The sequence below is a fragment of the Niveispirillum cyanobacteriorum genome, assembly GCF_002868735.1.
Taxonomy (GTDB): domain Bacteria; phylum Pseudomonadota; class Alphaproteobacteria; order Azospirillales; family Azospirillaceae; genus Niveispirillum; species Niveispirillum cyanobacteriorum.
Genome location: NZ_CP025611.1, coordinates 562,950 through 581,770 on the forward strand (window position 1 = coordinate 562,950; position 18,821 = coordinate 581,770).

The window sequence follows — 18,821 nt, forward strand, 5'->3', positions numbered from 1 at the left end:
CGGTGTCACGCCTTGTCCGACACGAACCGCCAGCCCGTCTCCGCCGCTGCCCGCGCCACCTCGCCATAGGCGAGCGCCTTGCGGTCGGCGGCATTGCCGGCCAGCGCGCGGGCGTAGACGCCCTGGCAGATGGCGGCGATGCGGAAGAAGGCGAAGGCCAGGTAATAGGGCCAGTCGGGAATCCCCGCCCGTCCGGTACGCTGGCAATAGGCGGCAACATAATCCGCCTCGGATGGGATACCCGTTCCGGCCAGATCGATGCCCTTCAGGCCCGGAAACTGCTTGATCCCCGCGGGCAGGTGGTAGGCCATGCAATTATAGGCCAGATCGGGCAGGGGATGGCCCAGGGTCGCCAGTTCCCAGTCCAGGATGGCGACGACGCGCGGTTCCGTCTTGTGCAGCATCAGGTTGCCCAGGCGAAAATCACCATGCACGATGGTGACCTCTTCCCCCGCCGGCACGGCCCGCGGCAGCCAGTCCATCAGCCGTTCCATGGCCGGAATGTCGCTGTCGCCCTTGGTGGCCACGAACTGCTTGGACCAGCGTTCGACCTGCCGCTGGATATACTGTTCCGGCTTGCCGAAATCCGACAGGCCGGCGGCGCGCCAATCCACGCTGTGCAGGGCCGCCAGCGTGGCATTCATCCCGTCATAGATGGCCGCCCGATCGGCATTGCTGAACCCGTCCAGCGCCACATCCGACAGGACGCGCCCGTCAATATGATCCATCACATAAAAGGGCGTGCCGATGATGCCCGCATCCTCACACAGCAGGCGGGCATTGGGCACGGGCGCCGCACTGCCGGACAGCGCCCGCATGGCGCGGAATTCCCGCTCCACCATGTGCGCGCTGGGCAGCAGCTTGCCCGGCGGCTTCTTACGCAGCACGAAGCGCGCGCCCGCCGCATCGCTGATCAGGAAGGTGGGGTTGGACTGCCCGCCCTGAAACTGCTGCACCCTTGCCGGCCCCTGAAACCCGTCCAGATGGGCCGACAGATAGGTGTCCAGCGCCGCCTCATCAAAGCGGTGCTGTGGCAGCACATCAATCAGGACGGCCGCCCCCTTGCCTTCGCTCATGACCGGTCCCCGCTTACAGGATCGTGGGATCGGCGATGGTCGCACCGCCATCGGCCACCAGCAACTGTCCGGTGACGAAGGCGCCGGCGGGGGCGGCCAGCATCAGGGCCACGCCGGCGATCTCTTCGGGCTTTCCAAAGCGGCCCAGGGGCGCACGGCGCATGATGGCCTTGGCGATGTCGGGATTGTCGGTCAGGGCCTTGGCGAAGTCCGTCTCCACAATGCCGGGGGCGATGCCGTTGACGCGGATATTGGCCCGGCCATGTTCGACGGCCAGATTGCGGACCAGGGCCGCTTCCGCCGCCTTGGACACGCCATAGGCGCCGATCACCGGATTGCCGCGCAGGCCGGCGATGGAGGACAGGATGATTACCGACCCGTCCTTACGCTCCGCCATGCCGGGGATCACCATGTTGCACAATTGCCAAGTGCTGCGCAGGTTCGACCCCATGATCTTGTCCCAGGCCTCGTCGCTGACACTGGCCAGCGGGCCATAGACGGGGTTGATGGCGGCGTTGGCGACCAGGATGTCGATCCGGCCCCATTGCGCCAGCGTGGCATCGACCAGCGCCTGCAAATCCTCCTTGCGACCGATATTACAGGCCACGGAAATCGCCTCGCCACCGGCGGCGATGATCTCATCGCGCACCAGATTGCAGGCATCGATCTTGCGCGACGAGATGACCACCTTGGCCCCGGCGCGGGCATATTCCTGGGCGATGGACTTGCCGATCCCGCGTGAGGAGCCGGTGATCAGGGCCACCTTACCGGACAGGTCGAACAGGGGATGAACGGTCATTTACATTCTTCCTTATGGGGTTCCGAAGGACCTGATACCAGCGGTCTTTCCTGACCGCTGGAGGCCGGCGACTGCCGGCCCGGCGCCTGAGGGAATGCGAACAGTTAAGCCGTCGTGCCGCCATCGATGGCATATTCGGCACCGGTGATGAACGGGCTTTCGTCCGACAGCAGGAACAGCACGACATTGGCGGCATCCTCCGGCTTGCCCATGCGGCCCAGCGGGGCCGTACGCTCCAGCCGGCGACGCATCTTCTCCGAATCCGGGGCGGCGTCGATCATCTGCTGTACCATCGGTGTGTACAGGAACGACGGGTGGATGGAGTTGCAGCGGATATTGTAATTCTGCTGCGCACACCATTTCGCCGTCGACTTGGTCAAGAGCCGCACGGCCCCCTTGGCGGAGCAATAGGCCGCCAGATCCGCCGCGCCCAGCAGGCCTGCGACAGAGGAAACATTGACGATGGAGCCGCCGCCCGTCTGCTTCATGGCCTTGATGGCGTACTTACAGCCCAGGAAGGTGCTCTCCACATTCACCGCATGAACAAAACGCCAGCCTTCCAGCGTCTCATCCTCGATATTGTGCAGAGAGCCGCAGCCGGCATTGTTCACCAGACCGTCCAGCCGTCCATATTTCTGGACCACATGGCCGATCACCTCGACCCAGCGATCTTCCTTGGTCACGTCCTGGGCCAGGAACTCGATCCCATCGCCCAGCTCGGCCACCGCCGCCTCGCCGCCCTGCACATTGCGGTCGGTGATCACCACCTTGGCCCCTTCGCGCAGGGCCGCCCGCGCCGTGGCCAGCCCGATGCCCGAAGCGCCCCCCGTGATCAGGACGATCTTGTCCTGCAGGCGTCCCACCATGATCATTCCCTCCCGGATGCACGCGCCGGATCGTGCCGGCCGCTTCTCAAACGTTTGTTTGAATGTAGGGGAAACGCAGGCGGGGGGCAACAACGAAGGCGATCAGATGATCACGGACAGGTGGGGCCGCCCAGGGTGGGCGGATTGGCCGCCGGGCGCGGCGTCACATGCGCGGAAACTGGCAGGTTCAGTTCCTTCAACCGCCCCGCCACCAGCGACGCCATGGCCCGCGCCCCCATCTCACTGAAATGCGTGTCATCGGCAATGCCGTCGGGCCAGCGGGTGTAACCGGCGGCCTGTGCCTGTTCCTTGCTGTAATGCAGGAAATAGGCTTTCGCCGGTTCCGGCCCCAGCCCATGGACATAGACGCGGCTGTCATAGCCAAGGTCGATCAGGGGCGTCGCCGTTTCCCGCGCCACGGCGCGCGTCACCTCGGCATAGCTGCCGAAACTGTCATTGATGCTGCCATCTTCCTTGAAACTGCGCCGCGCCACGGGCGTCAGCAGCACCGCCTGCGCACCCTTTTCCCGCGCCATAGAGATGAAGCGCAACAGATTGACGCGGAAATCGGGCAGGGGCGTGTACCGCTCCTCCTTGGCCTGATTGGCATCATTATGCCCGAACTGGATCAACAGTGTGTCGCCAGCGGCAATATCCTTGGCAATGGCGTCAAACCGCCCTTCGGCGATAAAGCTCTTGGTGCTGCGCCCGCCCATGGCCCGGTTCTCCACCGCCACCGACCCGTCCAGATTGCAGGCCAGGGCCATGCCCCAGCCCATCTGCGGATAGCGGTCAGCGCCGTAATTGGCGGCGGTACTGTCGCCCGCAATGAAAATGCGTTCCGCCGTCGCCACCGGTGCCGACAGCATCAGCGCCGCCAAGGCCGGGATCATCCAGTACCGCATCATCATCCTCCCAAATTTGTATGACAACTTGGAAACCGGTGTCAAAATAAGGGGAGAGGGGTGACGGGGCAAGAGGAGATGTGGGGTAGGCGCATAGGCTGTCCCACCCCAACTATGGAATATATTCCCATAAACAGCTAGGATCGTGGTCCTTTGTCAAGCCGGAGCCGCCCCATGCCCTCGCTCAGCCATAACCCCTACGACACTGACCACCCCACCCTGACAGCCCAGGAACAGGCCGAAGCCTGGTGGCGCGGTTCGTCCGACCGGCATGTCCGGCCCTTTAGAGAGGATGTCAGCTTCGCCTCCTGCGGCCATCTGCTGGAAGGATATAAATCCCGAAAGGCGGATGAGGTGACCTGGGCCAAGATCGCCTTCCATCTGGCCGCTGGTGTGCCCATCATCAAGATTGCCGAACATTATAAACTGTCGCGCACCACCATCTGGCGGGCGTTGACCCAGTCGCACAATCTGCGCCGCCGCGTGGCCGAGGAGCGCGCCCTGATGCGGCGGGAGGCGGACAGCCGGTTTGTCGCCATGCGCGAACTGGTCGTCGATACGCTGTACCGCGCCATTGCCGATGGCAATATGCGCGCCACGCTCTGGGCCGCCGACCGGCTGGGCCTGGGGGCGGAATTGCTGCAACAGGCGGAAAAGCCGCCCAAGCCCGGCTATGCCCGCATTCCCGATGGTTGGATGACGGCACTGGACCCCGAAGCGGCGATCAGGGCCGATCTGTCGGCGCCACGGGGCAGGGAGGTGCCTTTGCCGGTGCCTGAATCCTCGACCCCGGCCGCACCCCCGCCCACGGCCCGCCGCCGGGGTCCCATCCTGCCTGCTGGTGCCATCACCGCATCCGCCCCGCCGCTGCTTCCCGATCCTGGCCCCGAACCCTTCAATCCCGATCTTGCGGGCACCCTGCCGGACCCGCCGCCTGATCTGACACCCGAAACCAGCCCGGATGTCGGCCTCGCGCCCGACCCGGTACCGACATTGCCGCCCATCGACGCCGATCCGATGGGACAGTCGGGCGATCCACTGCCGGACTTTCCCAAGGAACTGCGCTGGCGCAACCGTCCGCGCGGCAAGGTGAAGGCATCGGCCCCACCCACCCCGCATCATGACGGCCCGTCCCTGCGCCTGAAACGCGGGTGCTATCGTCTGCGCGCGCGCCCCGCCGTGCGCCTGCTGTTCTGGATTCTCCATAACAGCCTGCCTCTGGCCGATGGGGTGGATGGCGCGCCCGGCCTGTCGGCGGCCCGCTGGACCATGCGGGCCAGGTGGCTGGCCTGGGGCGACAAGTTGCCCATGGACCTGTGCAACCGGGACGAAAGACCGGTGCACAATGTTTCACAGCCCCGCTGGTCGAAGAAGGAGGAAGGGTATTGAGGGAGCGACACCACCTCCACCCCACCCGCACGGGAGGGGCAGCCATGGCAGCCCGGCACTTCCACAGCACCCGTCTCCGCCCTATAGTCGCCGGCTTTACCAGCGCCGACAGTATCGAGAAGACACGCCATGACCCCCGCCGCCCGTTTGGCCACCGCGACCGATTTGCTTGCCGAGGTGATGGACACCCCGCGCCCGGCCGATGCGGTCACCAGCGCCTTTTTCCGCGCCCGCCGCTATATCGGCGCCAAGGATCGGGGGGAAATCGCGTCGCTGGTCTATGGCATCATGCGCCATTGGGCCCGGCTGCATTGGTGGCTGGAACGGGTGAACCACATGCCCGATCCGCGCGCCCTGGTCATTGCGGATTGCATCCTGGCCGGCGGCCGCAGCGCCGATGCCGTGGCTGGCCTGTTCAACGGGGCCAAGTTCGCACCCGCCCCCCTGTCGGATCGCGAACGCAAGCTGATCCGCGCGCTCGACACCCGCACCCTCAACCATCCCGATCAACCCGAAGCGGTTCAGGCCGAGGTGCCGGAATGGGCCGAGGCGTCGATGCGCGCCACCTTTGGCGAGCGTTTCCTGGCGGAAGCATCGGGCATGCTGGGCGAGGCGCCGCTGGACCTGCGCGTGAACCCGGTGAAGGGCACGCGGGAGGATGCGGTGAAGGCCCTGGCCGATGCCGGCATCAAGGCCACGCCCACCGATCTGTCGCCCGTGGGGCTGCGTCTGGCGGGCCGTGCGCCCGTCATGGCGCTGGACGCGTATAAGTCCGGCATGATCGAGATTCAGGATGAAGGTTCGCAGCTGGTGGCCTTCATGGCCGATGCCCGGCCCGGCATGCAGGTGGTGGATTTCTGTGCCGGGGCCGGTGGCAAGACCCTGGCCATCGCCGCCATGATGGAAAACAAAGGCCGCGTGGTGGCCACCGACGTGCTGGAAGGTCGCCTAACCCGCGCCAAGGAACGGTTCCGCCGCGCCGGCCTGCACAATATCGAAACCCGCGCCATTTCGACCGAACGCGACCCCTGGGTGAAGCGTCATAAGGGCAAGTTTGACCGCGTCGTCGTCGATGCGCCCTGTTCGGGCACCGGCACCTGGCGCCGCAATCCCGACAGCCGCTGGCGTCCGCTGGGTCCCGGCCTGTCGGAACTGTTGCCGTTGCAGGCCAGCATCCTGGACAGTGCCGCCCGTCTGGTCCGCCCCGGCGGCCGCGTCATCTACGCTACCTGTTCGGTGCTGCGGGAGGAGAATGAAGGCCAGGTGGAGGCGTTCCTGGCGTCGCACCCCGATTTCACCCTGGTGCCGGTCCCAACCGCCTGGCCCGCTGCCTGGGGCAAGCCGCCGGTGACCACCGACATGCTGCGCCTGACGCCGCTGCGCCACGATACCGATGGCTTCTTCGCCGCCGTGCTGGAACGCCGCGCCGAGGTGGCGACAGAAGCGGCGGACGCGGCGGCGGCAACGGCGGAAGGGGCAGCGACGGCAGAGGAAGCCACCGCGTGAATTGGCCCCACCCCTGATATTCAGGGTGGTGATTGACCGCCAAAGGGCCGGCGGGCATGGTGTCGGCAGCGTTTTCCGGAAGGAGTGATGGCTTTGCGCGCAGTTGTTAAGGAATGGGCGGGTCTGATCGGTTTCGTTGCCGGCTTCTACCTTGTCATTAATACGCTGCTGTTTGCGGGTTTCCACGTCCCATCGGAAAGCATGCTGCCCACCTTGAAGGTGGGGGATCAGTTCTATGCGGCCAAATACGCCTATGGCTACAGCCGCTTCTCCACCAGCTTCGTGCCGCTGCCCTTCGGCGGCGCGACCCGCTTCCCCGACATCACGCCCGAACGCGGTGATATCGTCGTCTTCCGTCTGCCCACGACGGAGGAAGATTATGTGAAGCGTGTCATCGGCCTGCCCGGTGACACGGTCCAGGTGATGGGCGGCCGCCTCTATATCAATGGCACCGAGGTCCCGCGCGAAAAGACCCGCGACTATTCCTACCGCGACAATGGCGGCATGGTGGTGCAGGTCACGGAGTACACCGAAACCCTGCCCAATGGTCGCAAGCACCTGATCATCGAACAGCGCGATGACGGCTTTGCCGACAACACGCCCGAATATAAGGTGCCGGAAGGCCACCTGTTCATGATGGGCGATAATCGCGACAATTCGCAGGACAGCCGCTACCTGCGTCAGGTCGGCTATATCCCGGTCGAGCGCGTCCTGGGTCGTGTCTCCATGGTGGCCTTCGCACGCAAGTCCTGCACGGCAGAAGAAGGCCTGATCTGCCCCGGCGGCGGCTGGTCCGACCGTCTGTTCCACTGGGTGGCGGCTGACTGATGGCGGGGGACGCGGGCACGGCTGCGGTGAAGTCGAAGGCCCGTGAATGGGCCGGTTCCATCGCCACCTTCGCCGGTGTCGTGCTGGTGGTGAACACCTTCCTGTATCAGGGTTTCTACGTCCCTTCCGAAAGCATGCTGCCCACCCTGACCGTGGGTGACCAGTTCTATGCGGCCAAGTATCCCTACGGCTACAGCCGCTTCTCCACCCCCTTCGTACCCTTGCCCTTCGGGTCCGGTCGTGTGTTCAGCGGCTTGCCCGAACGCGGCGATATCGTCGTCTTCCGCAAGGCGGGGGAGGAGAATGATCTGGTCAAGCGGGTTGTGGGCTTGCCGGGTGACCGGCTGCAATGGGTGGGGGGCCGGCTTTATATCAATGGCGCGCTGGTGGCGCGGGAAAAGCTGCGCGACATCACCTACCGCGCCCAATCCGGGGCGGTCGTCACCGCCACCGAATATCAGGAAACCCTGCCCGGCGGACGCCGCCACCTGATCCTGGAAAACAGCGACGCGGGCATGGCCGATAACACCCCGGAATATGTCGTACCCGACGGCCATTTGTTCATGGCCGGCGACAACCGCGACAATTCCGGCGACAGCCGTTTTCTGAACGATGTCGGCTATGTCCCCCTGGAACGCGTGCTGGGCCGCGTCTCCACGGTGGCGTTCACGCGCAGCGGCTGTTCGGCCGATGAAGGGCTGGTCTGTCCGGGTGGCGGCTGGTGGGATCGGTTCTTCCGATCGGTGGGCAAATGAAGGGCTTCTTCGATTTAACTTGAGGTCCCTCGGGCGTGAAGTCCGGCTTGTGGCTCAGTGAATGGTGTCGAGATTGTCGAGGACCTCAAAATTGATCTCAAACCTGATGTCCTGTACATGGCTCGATGCTTCGAGTTCGTCACGGTACTTGGGAATGGAGAAGATGCCTGTCGCGAAGCGTGTGAAGAAATCCTCCACCTCCGTCCGGGGCGCTTCGTAGCAATCGACCTGGATGATGATCCTCTTTCCCGTTGTTTCCGGGAATTTCCGGGCCAACTGACCTTCCAGGGCCGCATCGACGCAGATGAAAAGCCGCTCCTGCAAAAGACGGAGATGATGCTCCACGGGCATATCCCACGTCCCCTCCACGAGAACCATTTTCCACGTATCCTCGTCATCTCCTTTGGCAACAAAGTCGACGATGATCGTCTCAGGGGTCGCCATGGCCTCCACATCCATTCATTGAAGCTCCGGTGACGGGTTGAGAACGATTACTCAGCCGCCGCGGCCGGTTCTTCTTCCTGCTTGGGCATGGGCAGGCCATTGATGGTGGCGACGGCCAAGGCGGCGATATAGGGCAGGGACTGGACCACCAGCATAGCCGACCAGATATAGGCGTCGCGATTGTCGCCGCCTTCTTTCCAGCCCACGGCAAAGGCCGTGACCCAGAGGGCCAGCATCAGCATGACCTCTTCCTTGGCATGCAGGAAGCCCTGGATCAGGGCCGGCTGATCCTCGCACTTGGGCGTACGCACGAAGGGACGGCCTTCGGTGAAGAGCCCGGTCCAGACGGCGCGGCCCACCGTATGGGTCAGGGCCATGCCGGCCACGGCGGCATTCACCTTATCCAGGAAGCCGCACTTCACCCGCGCCGCATAGAGCCAAAGCCCGCATGCCACCTTGAAGAAGAACACGCCCAGGGTCGGCATGATGAAGACGGTGGGCGGGAACTCGAAATAGCGCGGGGCAAACAGCAGGCCCAGGGACCAGAAGATGCCGCCCACCACGAACAGCATATGGGCCGCATCGGCAAACCAGGGCAGCCAGCCGGTGACAAAATGGTATTTCTGGCCAAAGGTCAGGGTCTTGCCGCTGGGCAGGAATTCCCGCCAATGCCGCTTGATGATCTGTACCGCGCCATAGGCCCAGCGGAAGCGCTGGGTCTTGTACCCGGCGAAGCTGTCGGGGACCAGACCCTTGCCGAAGCTGTCGGGCATATAGACGCTTTCCAGCCCCTCCTCGAACAGCCGCAGGCCCAGCTCCGCGTCCTCGCAGATACACCATTCGGCCCACCAGCCGACGCGCTTCAGGATGGAAGTGCGGATCAGGGTCATGGTGCCGTGCTGGATGATGGCGTTGCGTTCGTTCCGCTGGACCATGCCAATATGGAAAAAGCCCTGATATTCCCAGTTGATCATCCGGTGGAAAGGATGGATGTGCCAGTCGCGGTAATCCTGCGGGCTCTGGACGAAAGCCACCTTCTGGCTTTCAAAATAGGGGATGGTGGAGGACAGCCAGTCGGGCGTGACCTGATAGTCGCTGTCGATGACGCCCACCACCTCGGCATCCGGGGCGGTCACGGCCAGACCGAAATTCAGGGCGCCAGCCTTGTATCCCGGCCATTTGGCCAGATGGAAGAAGCGGAAATGCGGACCCAGCTTGGCGCAATGTGCCTCCAGCGGCTTCCAGACTTCCTCATCCTTGGTGTTGTTGTCGATGACCAGCACTTCGAAGTTGGGATAATCCATCTTCGCCAGCGCGTTCAGCGTCTCGATCACCATATGCGCCGGCTCATTATAGCAGGGCACGTGGATGGAAACCTTAGGGTAATAACCGGTGGCGTTGGCCTTCACGGGCGTGAATTTCCGCTTCCAGCGGTCGGTCCAGACCACCTCCGTCAGCTCCAGCCCGTCGATCAGCACGACGATCAGCAGCAAGATCTGCGCACAGATCAGGATCAGGAAGGCCACGAAGGACATGGTGTTCATGCCCGTCGTCATCGCCTCCGTCGCGGTCCACACCAGACCGGACGCGATCCCCTGGATCAGCGCGCCATAGAAAAGCTGCCCCGCCGGCTTCAAATCATCACGGGCCAGCACGAACCAGAACATCGGGATGAAGGCCAGAAGTGTGGCGATGGCGCACAGCACGGGCCAGCCCGGTACCTCGAACACCCCACCTTCCATGGGGAATTTCATCTGGCGATGGGTATCCCAGATGCCCCAGTTCGCTTCCGCCTCGCCACCGATCTCCCGCTTCCAGGGCTGGTCGAACCCTTCCATGATGTAATAGTCCCAGCGGTTTTCACCGGCCAGGTTCAGGAAGTTGCGGATGAACTGGGCCTGATTGACCAGGCTAGCCTGCGCGCCGCCGCGATAGGGGCCGTCCGACGGCCAACCGGCCTCACCGATCAGGATATGCTTGTCCGGGTACTTGGCCCGCACCTCGTCATAGCCACGGCGCACCTGTTCCATGGCCTGCTCGATGGGAACCTTTTCCCAATAGGGCAGCAGATGGATGGTGATGTAATCGACGGCCTGTGCCAGCTCGGGATATTTGATCCAGACATAGGGCGGCTCGGCGGTGGAGACGGGCACGTCCATCTGCCGCTTCACGCGCTGGACATAGTCGATCAGCGCCTCGACCTCCAGATCTCCGCGATACATCACCTCGTTGCCGACCATGACGCGCGTCACATTCTTGTTGGCGCGGGTCAGGCGGACCAGGGAGTTAATCTCCTGCTCATTCTTGCCCAGATCGCCGGAAATCCAGGCGCCTGCGGTCACGTCCAGATCGTATTTGGCCGCGATCTCCGGCGTCACTTCCAGGCCGTCGGTGGCCGTGTAGGTGCGGATAGAGCGGACGAAGGGGGCGACGACGGCCACGTCGCGCTCAATATCTGAACGCGACGGATGCCGGCCATCCTGCGGATTCTGATGTTCCTGATAGGGGCTGAAGGCGACGCCGGATATCGTGCCCGACCACAGTTTCTCGGGCGTCGTGGGGCGGTTGGACAGGGCCCAGGCCCCGATATTGCCCAGGACCAGCAGCAACAGCACACCCCAGGCCGAAGCCCGCATCTTCAAAATCTTGCCCATCGTTCCTGTCTTGCCCCTGGGAACACCGACCGCCAGGAATGGCGGCGGGTCAATCTCTGGCAGCCGTTTCTGTTATTTTTGTGAAAAGCGCAATGGCCATCCGTTGTGACAGGGCTGAGCATAGCGCAGGCGGCCCGTCTTGGTATAGACCGGGCAGAATGGCAGGGCAGGGGAAGGTGATGGAAACCGGCTTTGATCTGGATGCGCGTCTGATGGCGGATACGGTTACGCTGGGTGACTGGCCCTTGTCGCGCGTTCTGCTGATGCGCAATCGCCTGTTCCCCTGGCTGGTCCTAGTGCCGCGCCGGGCGGGGGCGGTGGAAATCCATCGCCTGTCGCCCGCCGATCAGGTTTTGCTGACGCGCGAGACCTCGGCTGCGGCCCGCGTGCTGGAGCGGTTGTTCCAGCCGGACAAGATCAATACCGGCGCCCTGGGCAATGTCGTGTCGCAGCTGCATATGCACGTTATCGCGCGGCGCCGTGACGATCCCGCCTGGCCAGGACCTGTCTGGGGCCGTGGCCTCAGTGCTGCCTATGGTGGCGACGAACTGACGGCGCTGGCCGACCGGCTGTGGGACGCGCTGAAGACCGAAATTGCTGTAATTCGGGATATGAAATGAAGAATCTCCTGACCTCGGCCCTGCTGGCCGCTTGTATTCTCGCCCCGATACCGGTGCAGGCGACGGACGCGCCCGGCCTTGGAGCCAGTGAGGCAATTCAGTTCGGTACCGGCTACAGCCTGGACTCTGCGGTTCTGAAGGAAAAACGGCGTATCAATGTGCTGCTGCCCGCCTCTTATGCCGATGGCAAGCGCAGCTACCCGGTGCTGTATCTGATCGATGGCGGCACCAAGGAGGATTGGTTCCATATCGCGGGTCTGGTGCAACTGGGCGAGTTGAACGGTGTCACCAGGGAAGTGATTCTGGTTGGCATCGAGGGGACGGACCGCAAGCGCGACCTGACCTCCCCCTCCCAGGACCCTCTGGATATCAAGGAACTACCCACCCATGGCGGGGCTGACAATTTCCGCCGCTTCCTGAGTGCGGAGTTGAAACCCTTCATCGAGAAGAACTTCCGCACCGATGGCGAGACCGGTGTGATCGGCGAAAGCCTGGCCGGCCTGTTCATCCTGGAGACCCTCCTGCGCCAGCCGGAAATCTTCACCCATTACATCGCCATCAGCCCCTCTTTGTGGTGGAACAAGGAGGCCCTGTCCTATCAGGCGGCAGAGCTTCTGAAGGCACACAAGCCCGGCACGCGCAGCCTGCATCTTGCCATAGGGAACGAGGGTGGCGGCATGCGTGGCGGCCTGGACCGGGTGATGGCGGCATTGAAGACGGAGGCGCCGACGGGCCTGACCTGGGATTTTCAGGATTTGCCCGGCGAGCGGCACCATTCCGTCTACCACCCCGCCGCCCTGACAGCTCTGCGCGCGGCCTTTCCGGGGCCGAACCCGATCAAATAGGGTGTGGTGGGGCATAGCCCTTACAGATAAGGATTGATAGCCTTTGCGGTCAGGGTGAGCTTATGGCTCGATCTTGCTGACACCTATCCCCTAAGGCCAGTATAGAACCCAGTACCCATGCCCCTACCACATCTGGTATGGATAGGGCATGACCGACGCTGCCTATGAAATCCTGGACAAGCGACTGGCCGAAGCTCTCGGTGAACGCTACCTGTCCTATGCACTCTCCACCATCGTCTCCCGTTCGCTGCCCGATGTGCGCGACGGGTTGAAGCCGGTGCATCGGCGCATCCTGTTCGCCATGAGCCAGCTGAAGCTGGACCCCAACACGATGCCGAAAAAGTCGGCGCGCGTGGTCGGCGATGTGATCGGTAAGTTCCATCCCCATGGCGACCAATCCGTTTATGACGCGCTGGTCCGTCTGGCGCAGGATTTCGCCAGCCGCTATCCGCTGGTCGAGGGGCAGGGGAATTTCGGCAATATCGACGGCGATAATGCCGCCGCCATGCGATATACCGAGGCCAAGCTGACGGAGGTTGCCAAGGCCCTGATGCAGGGCCTGGATGAGGACGCGACCGATTTCCGCCCCACCTATGATGGTGACGGGCAGGAACCGGTGGTCCTGCCGGCGGCGTTCCCCAACCTGCTGGCCAATGGGTCCGCCGGCATTGCGGTGGGCATGGCGACCAGCATTCCGCCGCACAATGTCGGTGAGATTTGCGGTGCGCTGAACTTAATCATCGAACGCGAATTGCTGCCCGCCCCGGAAAAGCGGCGGCCCGTGACGGTGGATGAACTGGTCAGCTGGGTGCGCGGTCCCGATTTCCCGACGGGCGGCGTGCTGGTGGAAAGCCGTGCCAACATCATTGAGGCTTATCGCACCGGTCGTGGCGCCTTCCGCCTGCGTTCCCGCTGGACCAAGGAGGCGATGGGACAGGGCACCTGGCAGGTGGTGGTCACCGAGATCCCCTATCAGGTGCAGAAATCGCGTCTGGTGGAAAAGATTGCGGAGCTGCTGGCCGAACGCAAACTGCCCCTGCTGGAGGATGTGCGCGACGAATCAGCAGAAGATATCCGCCTCGTCCTGATCCCGAAAAGCCGGAATGTCGATCCCGCGGTATTGATGGAGCAGTTGTTCCGTAATACCGATCTGGAAATCCGCTTCAGCCTGAACATGAATGTGCTGGATGGTGGAACCATCCCGCGCGTTATGACCCTGCATGAGGTGTTGAACGCGTTCCTGGCCCACCGTCAGGACGTGCTGATCCGCCGTTCCCGCTTCCGTCTGGCGGAGATTGAGCATCGGCTGGAGGTGCTGGGCGGCTATCTGATTGCGTATCTGAACCTTGATGAGGTCATCCGCATCATCCGTGAGGAGGATGAGCCGAAGAAGGAGTTGATGCGCACGTTCCAGCTGACCGATGTTCAGGCCGAAGCCATCCTGAACATGCGCCTGCGCAGCTTGCGTCGCCTGGAAGAGTTCGAGATCAAGAAGGAACATGATGCCCTGTCGGCGGAGAAGTCGAAGCTGACAGAGCTGCTGGAGGATGAGGGCAAGCGCTGGAAATCCATCCGCTCCGAAGTGCAGCAGATGGACAAAAAGTTTGGTCGCTCCACCGCGCTTGGTGAGCGCCGGACTGAGGTGGGCGACGCACCTGCCGAGATCGTGGTGCCGGTTGAGGCGATGATCGAGCGGGAGCCTCTGACCGTCTTCCTGTCGGAAAAGGGCTGGATCCGCGCCGTGTCCCGCCACCTGACCCCGGCGGAGGTCGCGGATGCAAAGTATAAGGACGGCGACCAGGAACGATTTGTCCTGCGCGTGCAGACCACCGACAAGCTGTTGGTCTTTGCCTCCAACGGCAAATTCTACACGCTGGGGGCCGACAAGCTGCCGCGCGGGCGGGGGTTTGGGGAACCCGTGCGCTTGATGGCCGATTTCGGCGACGCCGAGATCGTGACCCTGTTCGCGCATGTGCCGGGGCAGAAGCTGATCGTGGCCAGCAGCGATGGCCGTGGCTTCCAGGTGGAAGCGGACGAGGTGGTGGCCCAGACCCGCGCCGGCAAACAGGTCCTGAACCCGTCTGATGGCGGTGTTGCTGCCCTGGTCATCCCGGTGGAGGGCGATGCGGTTGCCGTGATCGGCAATAACCGCAAGCTGCTGGTCTTCAAGCTGGAAGAATTGCCCGTCATGACGCGGGGCAAGGGCGTAGCCTTGCAGAAATACAAGGATGCCAGCCTGTCGGATGTGAAGACCTTCAACCTGGCCGATGGTCTGTCCTGGAAGATGGGCGGGGCGGAAGGCCGGGTGCGCAGCGTCACCATGCCCGAACTGTCCGGCTGGGTCGCCTTCCGTGGCACCCAGGGTAAGCTCCCACCCACCGGCTTCCCCCGGAACAACAAGTTCACCGATTGATCGCCTGAATGCGCCTGCTCTTCTGCTGCCTCCTCCTGCTTGCTGCCGTCCTGCCGGTACGGGCGGAGGTTACAGGTGAGATGGAGGCGGCCCTGCGTGAACAGGGGCTGACGGGTGCCGTCTGGGCCCTGGTCACGCCGGAGGGGGTAGCAACCGGGGCTGCCGGTCTGGCCGATGCGGGCACCGGCGAGGCCATGCGACCCGACCACCGGGTGCAGATGGGATCAGTGACCAAGACGGTACTGGCCACGGGTGTGCTTCGTCTCGTCACGATGAGCCGCCTGTCTCTGGATCAACCGCTGGCCGACATCCTGCCCACGGTCGCCATCGATAATCCCTGGACCGCAACCCATCCGCTTCGCCTGCGCCATCTGCTGGACCATACGTCGGGTCTGGATGATGCGCGGCTTTGGCAGGTTTTCAGTTTGTTGCCCACCCCTGACACGCCCCTGGTCCAGGGGATCAGCCGCCCCGGAAAAGCACTGCGTCTGCGCTGGCCACCGGGGCAACGCTTCTCCTACTCCAACACGGGCTACACGCTGCTTGGTATGGTGGTGGAGGCAGTGACGGGGGAGCGGTATGAGGATTGGCTTGACCGTGAACTCCTGACGCCACTAGGCATGCGGGACAGCACCTTCGGCTTTGTAACGCAGACGGGGCCGGATGCCGATCCCCGGCTTGCCATGGGCCATTTCGACGATGGGTCGACCCAGGCTGCCATCCCCTGGTTCACCCGCCCCGCTGGACAGTTCACGACCAGTGCCGCTGACATGGCGCGGCTGGCGCAGTTCCTGATGGACGATGGCATGATCAATGGGCTGCCGTTCATCGCCTCTGACCTGCTGCACGCCATGGGGCATCAGACGGGCACAGCAGCGGCCAAGGCTGGTCTGCCCATTGGTTATGCGCTGGGCCTGCAAGCCCGCGATCGGCATGGTGTGGTGGGGCTCTGTCATGCCGGCAATATCGTTGGCTACCGTGCCATGCTCTGTCTCTACCCAGATCAGGGTAAGGCGTTTTTCGTAAGCGTGAATGCAGACAGTGAGACGGCCAGCTACACAGCCCTGGACGCCACCCTGATCCGTTCCCTTGGACTTCCAACCCTGCCCCCATTACCGCCTGTTGCGGACCCGGATAGGGAAAAGTGGCAGGGCCTCTACACCCCATTGCCCAACCGTTTTAATCAGTTCTCCTATCTGGACGGGCTGACAGCAACCGTAACGGTGGCGGCGGTCTCCGATGGTCTTCTTCTGACCAACATGCAAAGGCCGGATCGCCTGCTGCTTCCCTTGGGCAACGGCCTGTTCCGGCAGCAGGATCGCAGCATCGCCTCGCATGTGTTCATGGACGACTCCGAAGGTGTCTCCTTCAGTGATGGCGGGCAAAGCTATCAACGCGTGCAAGCATGGCGTTTCTGGTTGGGCTGGCTATCAGTCGGGGTGGGTCTGCTGGGCCTTGGATGGCTGCTGCTGGCCGGTCTCTGGCGGCTGACTTTCGGTCCGCGCAGTCTGGGCGGGATGGTCAGCATTTCCGCCCTGCTGGCCCTGGCGCTGCCCGCGCCGTTCCTGATCTGGGGGCAGTCGTTCCTGGCGCTGGGCGATGCCACCGTGGGCAGCGTGCTATTGGCCGTTGTGACCGGTCTGTTGCCGGTCGCCCTTCTGGCGGCCCTTTATCTTGATCGCCACCATACCGGCCGTTTGCCATGGCTGGACCGGTTCGCGTCGGTCGCCGCCTTGCAATGGCTGACCGTCTTGGCCGCGGCCGGCCTGGTGCCGCTGCGCCTTTGGGGATAAGGCCGGGGACGCGTTACGCCGTGAATTGAGTTGGTCTGCGATCTATTTCAGAACCTTCCGGATAGATATTCGTACAGGCCGTGACAGGCCTAGACTAATCCCTGCCCGTCGACACCAAGATCGGCGAGAAGGGAGTGAAATGCGCCTTGTCACCATGGCGGGGCGTCTGCTGCTGGGGACCTTGGTCCTGCTGGTTCCCGCTGCACGGGCGTCAGCCGCAGAGATACCGCGGTTTCTCACCAATATTGCGCCGCCCTATCAGGAAATGGTGGGCGACAGTCTGGATGGCACCTCCATGCGTGCCTTCGATTGCGTCATGGACCGGCTGGGGCAGCGCTATCAGGTGGACCTGTCCCCCTGGCTGCGCGCCCATGAACAGGTGCGGCAGGGCTTGGCGCAGGGTGTGTTCTCTGTGGCCCCGGATGCTGCGCGTGATACCGATGCCGGGCGCCTGTCCCTTCCGCTGGCGCTGGAGCGCTGGGTATGGGTGACGACGGCACCCGCCGGTGCAATCCCCGCTCAGGTGCGGACGGGACTGCCCGTGGCGGCGGTGTTGGGTTCCAATCAGTTGAAATGGCTGCAAGCCCATGAGTCCAATGTCGATGGCGCGGCACGCAGCGGCGCACAGCTTCTACGGATGCTGGTTGGGGGCCGTGTCGCGGCCGTCCTGATGGATGAGGCGGAGTTGGCCTCCGCCCGGCGGGACGCGGGCATCGATGCCACCGGTCTGACCATCGCTTTTGAACGTTACATGCCGCTGGGCGTCTATTTCTCCGCCGCCTTTCTGAAGGCGTATCCGGGTTTTCTGGAGCGGTTCAACGCCCAGGTCCCGCATTGCGCCGCCGCCAACATGGCTCTCTCGTCGGCTGAACGGCGGACGGCCCTGGCGGTGGCACAGCATGTGCGCGATCAGCTTCTGGCCGATCCGACTTTATTGCCGGCCTTGGCCGCCGCGTGGCAGGCGAACGGGGCAAAGCCGGTGCAGCAGATCATGGTGGAGGACCGTCGTTATCAGGCGCACCGTGACCGGAGGGACGACCCGTTGGTTACTGGCTTACGCGACCATCCGCTGTCGGCAGCACTTTACCGGTTACGGGCCGTATCAGGCGGCATGGTATCGGAAATCCTGCTGTTCGACGGGGCAGGCATGGCAGTGGCGTCGGACCCTTTGTCCAGCGACCTATGGCAGGCGGATGAACGGAAATTTTCCATGACGGTCGTCAAAGGGCCTGATACCGCCTTTGTCGACAATATCGCCTTTGATCAATCGACCAGTCAGTTCAGCGTCCAGATCAGTTTTGCCATCGGCGGCGATCCCTCTGCCCCTGCCCTGGGTGGGGTGACCATCGGCTTGAATATCGAACGGACCTTGAACGGGAAATAGGACAGGGGCCTTACCGTTCCATCAGGTCGGGCCGCCCGTCTTCGTCCATTTGCATCGGACGGCGGTCCCCCCGGCGCTTCACCTCCATGTCGCTGCTGGACACGGCCAACGACATGGCAAAGCCGGTATCGGGGCAGGGGTTGGGGGCATAGCCACGAGCCAGCGCCTTGTCATCCTTGCCGTAATCCAGGCGTGCACCGGCATAGGTGCCGCTGACGCCGCCCATGGCAACACCGGCCTCCACAGTCTTGCGCACACGGCATTTGGCTTCCTGCTCGGCCTGCTGCGCCTGCGCCACCGGTACGCCCTGGCTGTAATCGGGCACTGTGCGGGCCGCAGGGCCACCCCCCACCGGCTGCGGCTCCGGCTTCTTTTCGAGCAGGGTGAAGGTATTCACCGGGGCCGATGTGGGTGCCGCCTGTTCCTCTGCCGTCGCGGAAAGGGCGATGATCGACAGAACTAGGCCTGTCAGAAACAGGGTGCGCATGGTGCCCTCCAGGGTGCTGATACCCTTTATACGGCTGAACATGGTTCACCCTATCGC

Annotated in this window: 16 protein-coding genes; 9 read left to right on the forward strand and 7 right to left on the reverse strand. The window is 63.5% G+C overall.

Features of this window, described 5'->3' with window-relative positions; all coding sequences use genetic code 11:
- Positions 1 to 5 precede the first annotated feature (5 nt).
- From C0V82_RS02440 to C0V82_RS02455, 4 genes are all read right to left on the reverse strand, one after another.
- Positions 6 to 1,076 (reverse strand): phosphotransferase, encoded by a 1,071-nt coding sequence (locus C0V82_RS02440; protein WP_102110977.1) that lies wholly within the window; start codon positions 1,074 to 1,076, stop codon positions 6 to 8.
- Between the two features lie 13 nt (positions 1,077 to 1,089).
- On the reverse strand, positions 1,090 to 1,875 hold the full coding sequence (locus C0V82_RS02445) for an SDR family NAD(P)-dependent oxidoreductase (RefSeq protein ID WP_102110978.1): 786 nt from the start codon (positions 1,873 to 1,875) through the stop codon (positions 1,090 to 1,092).
- 104 nt (positions 1,876 to 1,979) lie between these two features.
- Entirely contained in the window at positions 1,980 to 2,741 is a 762-nt protein-coding gene (locus C0V82_RS02450; RefSeq protein ID WP_188595092.1) for a glucose 1-dehydrogenase, read from the reverse strand.
- 110 nt (positions 2,742 to 2,851) lie between these two features.
- Complete coding sequence (locus C0V82_RS02455; protein WP_199772457.1) at positions 2,852 to 3,652, reverse strand: rhamnogalacturonan acetylesterase; 801 nt, start codon at positions 3,650 to 3,652, stop codon at positions 2,852 to 2,854.
- 168 nt (positions 3,653 to 3,820) lie between these two features.
- Here C0V82_RS02455 and C0V82_RS02460 point away from each other — a divergent pair, with 168 nt between their 5' ends.
- The 4 genes from C0V82_RS02460 (at position 3,821) to lepB (C0V82_RS02475) (ending at position 8,124) form a co-directional block, all read left to right on the forward strand.
- Positions 3,821 to 5,035: a hypothetical protein gene (locus tag C0V82_RS02460; RefSeq protein WP_102110979.1), complete on the forward strand. Its 1,215-nt coding sequence runs from the start codon at positions 3,821 to 3,823 to the stop codon at positions 5,033 to 5,035.
- A gap of 129 nt (positions 5,036 to 5,164) precedes the next feature.
- Positions 5,165 to 6,541: an RsmB/NOP family class I SAM-dependent RNA methyltransferase gene (locus C0V82_RS02465; protein WP_102110980.1), complete on the forward strand. Its 1,377-nt coding sequence runs from the start codon at positions 5,165 to 5,167 to the stop codon at positions 6,539 to 6,541.
- 87 nt (positions 6,542 to 6,628) lie between these two features.
- Positions 6,629 to 7,369, forward strand: coding sequence for a signal peptidase I (gene lepB, locus C0V82_RS02470; protein ID WP_102110981.1), 741 nt, complete (start codon positions 6,629 to 6,631; stop codon positions 7,367 to 7,369).
- Complete coding sequence (gene lepB / locus C0V82_RS02475; protein ID WP_102110982.1) at positions 7,369 to 8,124, forward strand: signal peptidase I; 756 nt, start codon at positions 7,369 to 7,371, stop codon at positions 8,122 to 8,124. Before lepB (C0V82_RS02470) ends, lepB (C0V82_RS02475) begins: the two co-directional genes overlap by 1 nt.
- A 54-nt stretch (positions 8,125 to 8,178) precedes the next feature.
- On the opposite strand, the gene C0V82_RS02480 is transcribed toward lepB (C0V82_RS02475), so the two are convergent.
- Together C0V82_RS02480 and C0V82_RS02485 are read right to left on the reverse strand one after the other, a co-directional pair.
- Positions 8,179 to 8,583 carry a DUF6572 domain-containing protein gene (locus C0V82_RS02480; protein ID WP_102110983.1) on the reverse strand — a complete coding sequence of 135 codons (405 nt, stop codon included), beginning with the start codon at positions 8,581 to 8,583 and terminating at the stop codon, positions 8,179 to 8,181.
- Positions 8,584 to 8,615: 32 nt separating this feature from the next.
- Entirely contained in the window at positions 8,616 to 11,222 is a 2,607-nt protein-coding gene (locus C0V82_RS02485; RefSeq protein WP_188595091.1) for a glycosyltransferase, read from the reverse strand.
- 179 nt (positions 11,223 to 11,401) lie between these two features.
- Between C0V82_RS02485 and C0V82_RS02490 the strand changes: the two genes are divergently transcribed.
- The 5 genes from C0V82_RS02490 (at position 11,402) to C0V82_RS02510 (ending at position 18,277) form a co-directional block, all read left to right on the forward strand.
- Entirely contained in the window at positions 11,402 to 11,842 is a 441-nt protein-coding gene (locus C0V82_RS02490; protein WP_102110984.1) for an HIT domain-containing protein, read from the forward strand.
- Complete coding sequence (locus C0V82_RS02495) at positions 11,839 to 12,687, forward strand: alpha/beta hydrolase (RefSeq protein ID WP_102110985.1); 849 nt, start codon at positions 11,839 to 11,841, stop codon at positions 12,685 to 12,687. The genes C0V82_RS02490 and C0V82_RS02495 overlap by 4 nt, the downstream gene beginning before the upstream one ends.
- A 148-nt stretch (positions 12,688 to 12,835) precedes the next feature.
- Complete coding sequence (parC, locus tag C0V82_RS02500; protein ID WP_102110986.1) at positions 12,836 to 15,100, forward strand: DNA topoisomerase IV subunit A; 2,265 nt, start codon at positions 12,836 to 12,838, stop codon at positions 15,098 to 15,100.
- Positions 15,101 to 15,108: 8 nt separating this feature from the next.
- On the forward strand, positions 15,109 to 16,893 hold the full coding sequence (locus tag C0V82_RS02505) for a serine hydrolase domain-containing protein (RefSeq protein WP_102110987.1): 1,785 nt from the start codon (positions 15,109 to 15,111) through the stop codon (positions 16,891 to 16,893).
- A gap of 139 nt (positions 16,894 to 17,032) precedes the next feature.
- Positions 17,033 to 18,277, forward strand: a complete 1,245-nt coding sequence (locus tag C0V82_RS02510) for a type 2 periplasmic-binding domain-containing protein (protein WP_102110988.1) — start codon at positions 17,033 to 17,035, stop codon at positions 18,275 to 18,277.
- 10 nt (positions 18,278 to 18,287) lie between these two features.
- On the opposite strand, the gene C0V82_RS02515 is transcribed toward C0V82_RS02510, so the two are convergent.
- Positions 18,288 to 18,806, reverse strand: coding sequence for a hypothetical protein (locus C0V82_RS02515; RefSeq protein WP_102110989.1), 519 nt, complete (start codon positions 18,804 to 18,806; stop codon positions 18,288 to 18,290).
- Positions 18,807 to 18,821: the final 15 nt, after the last annotated feature.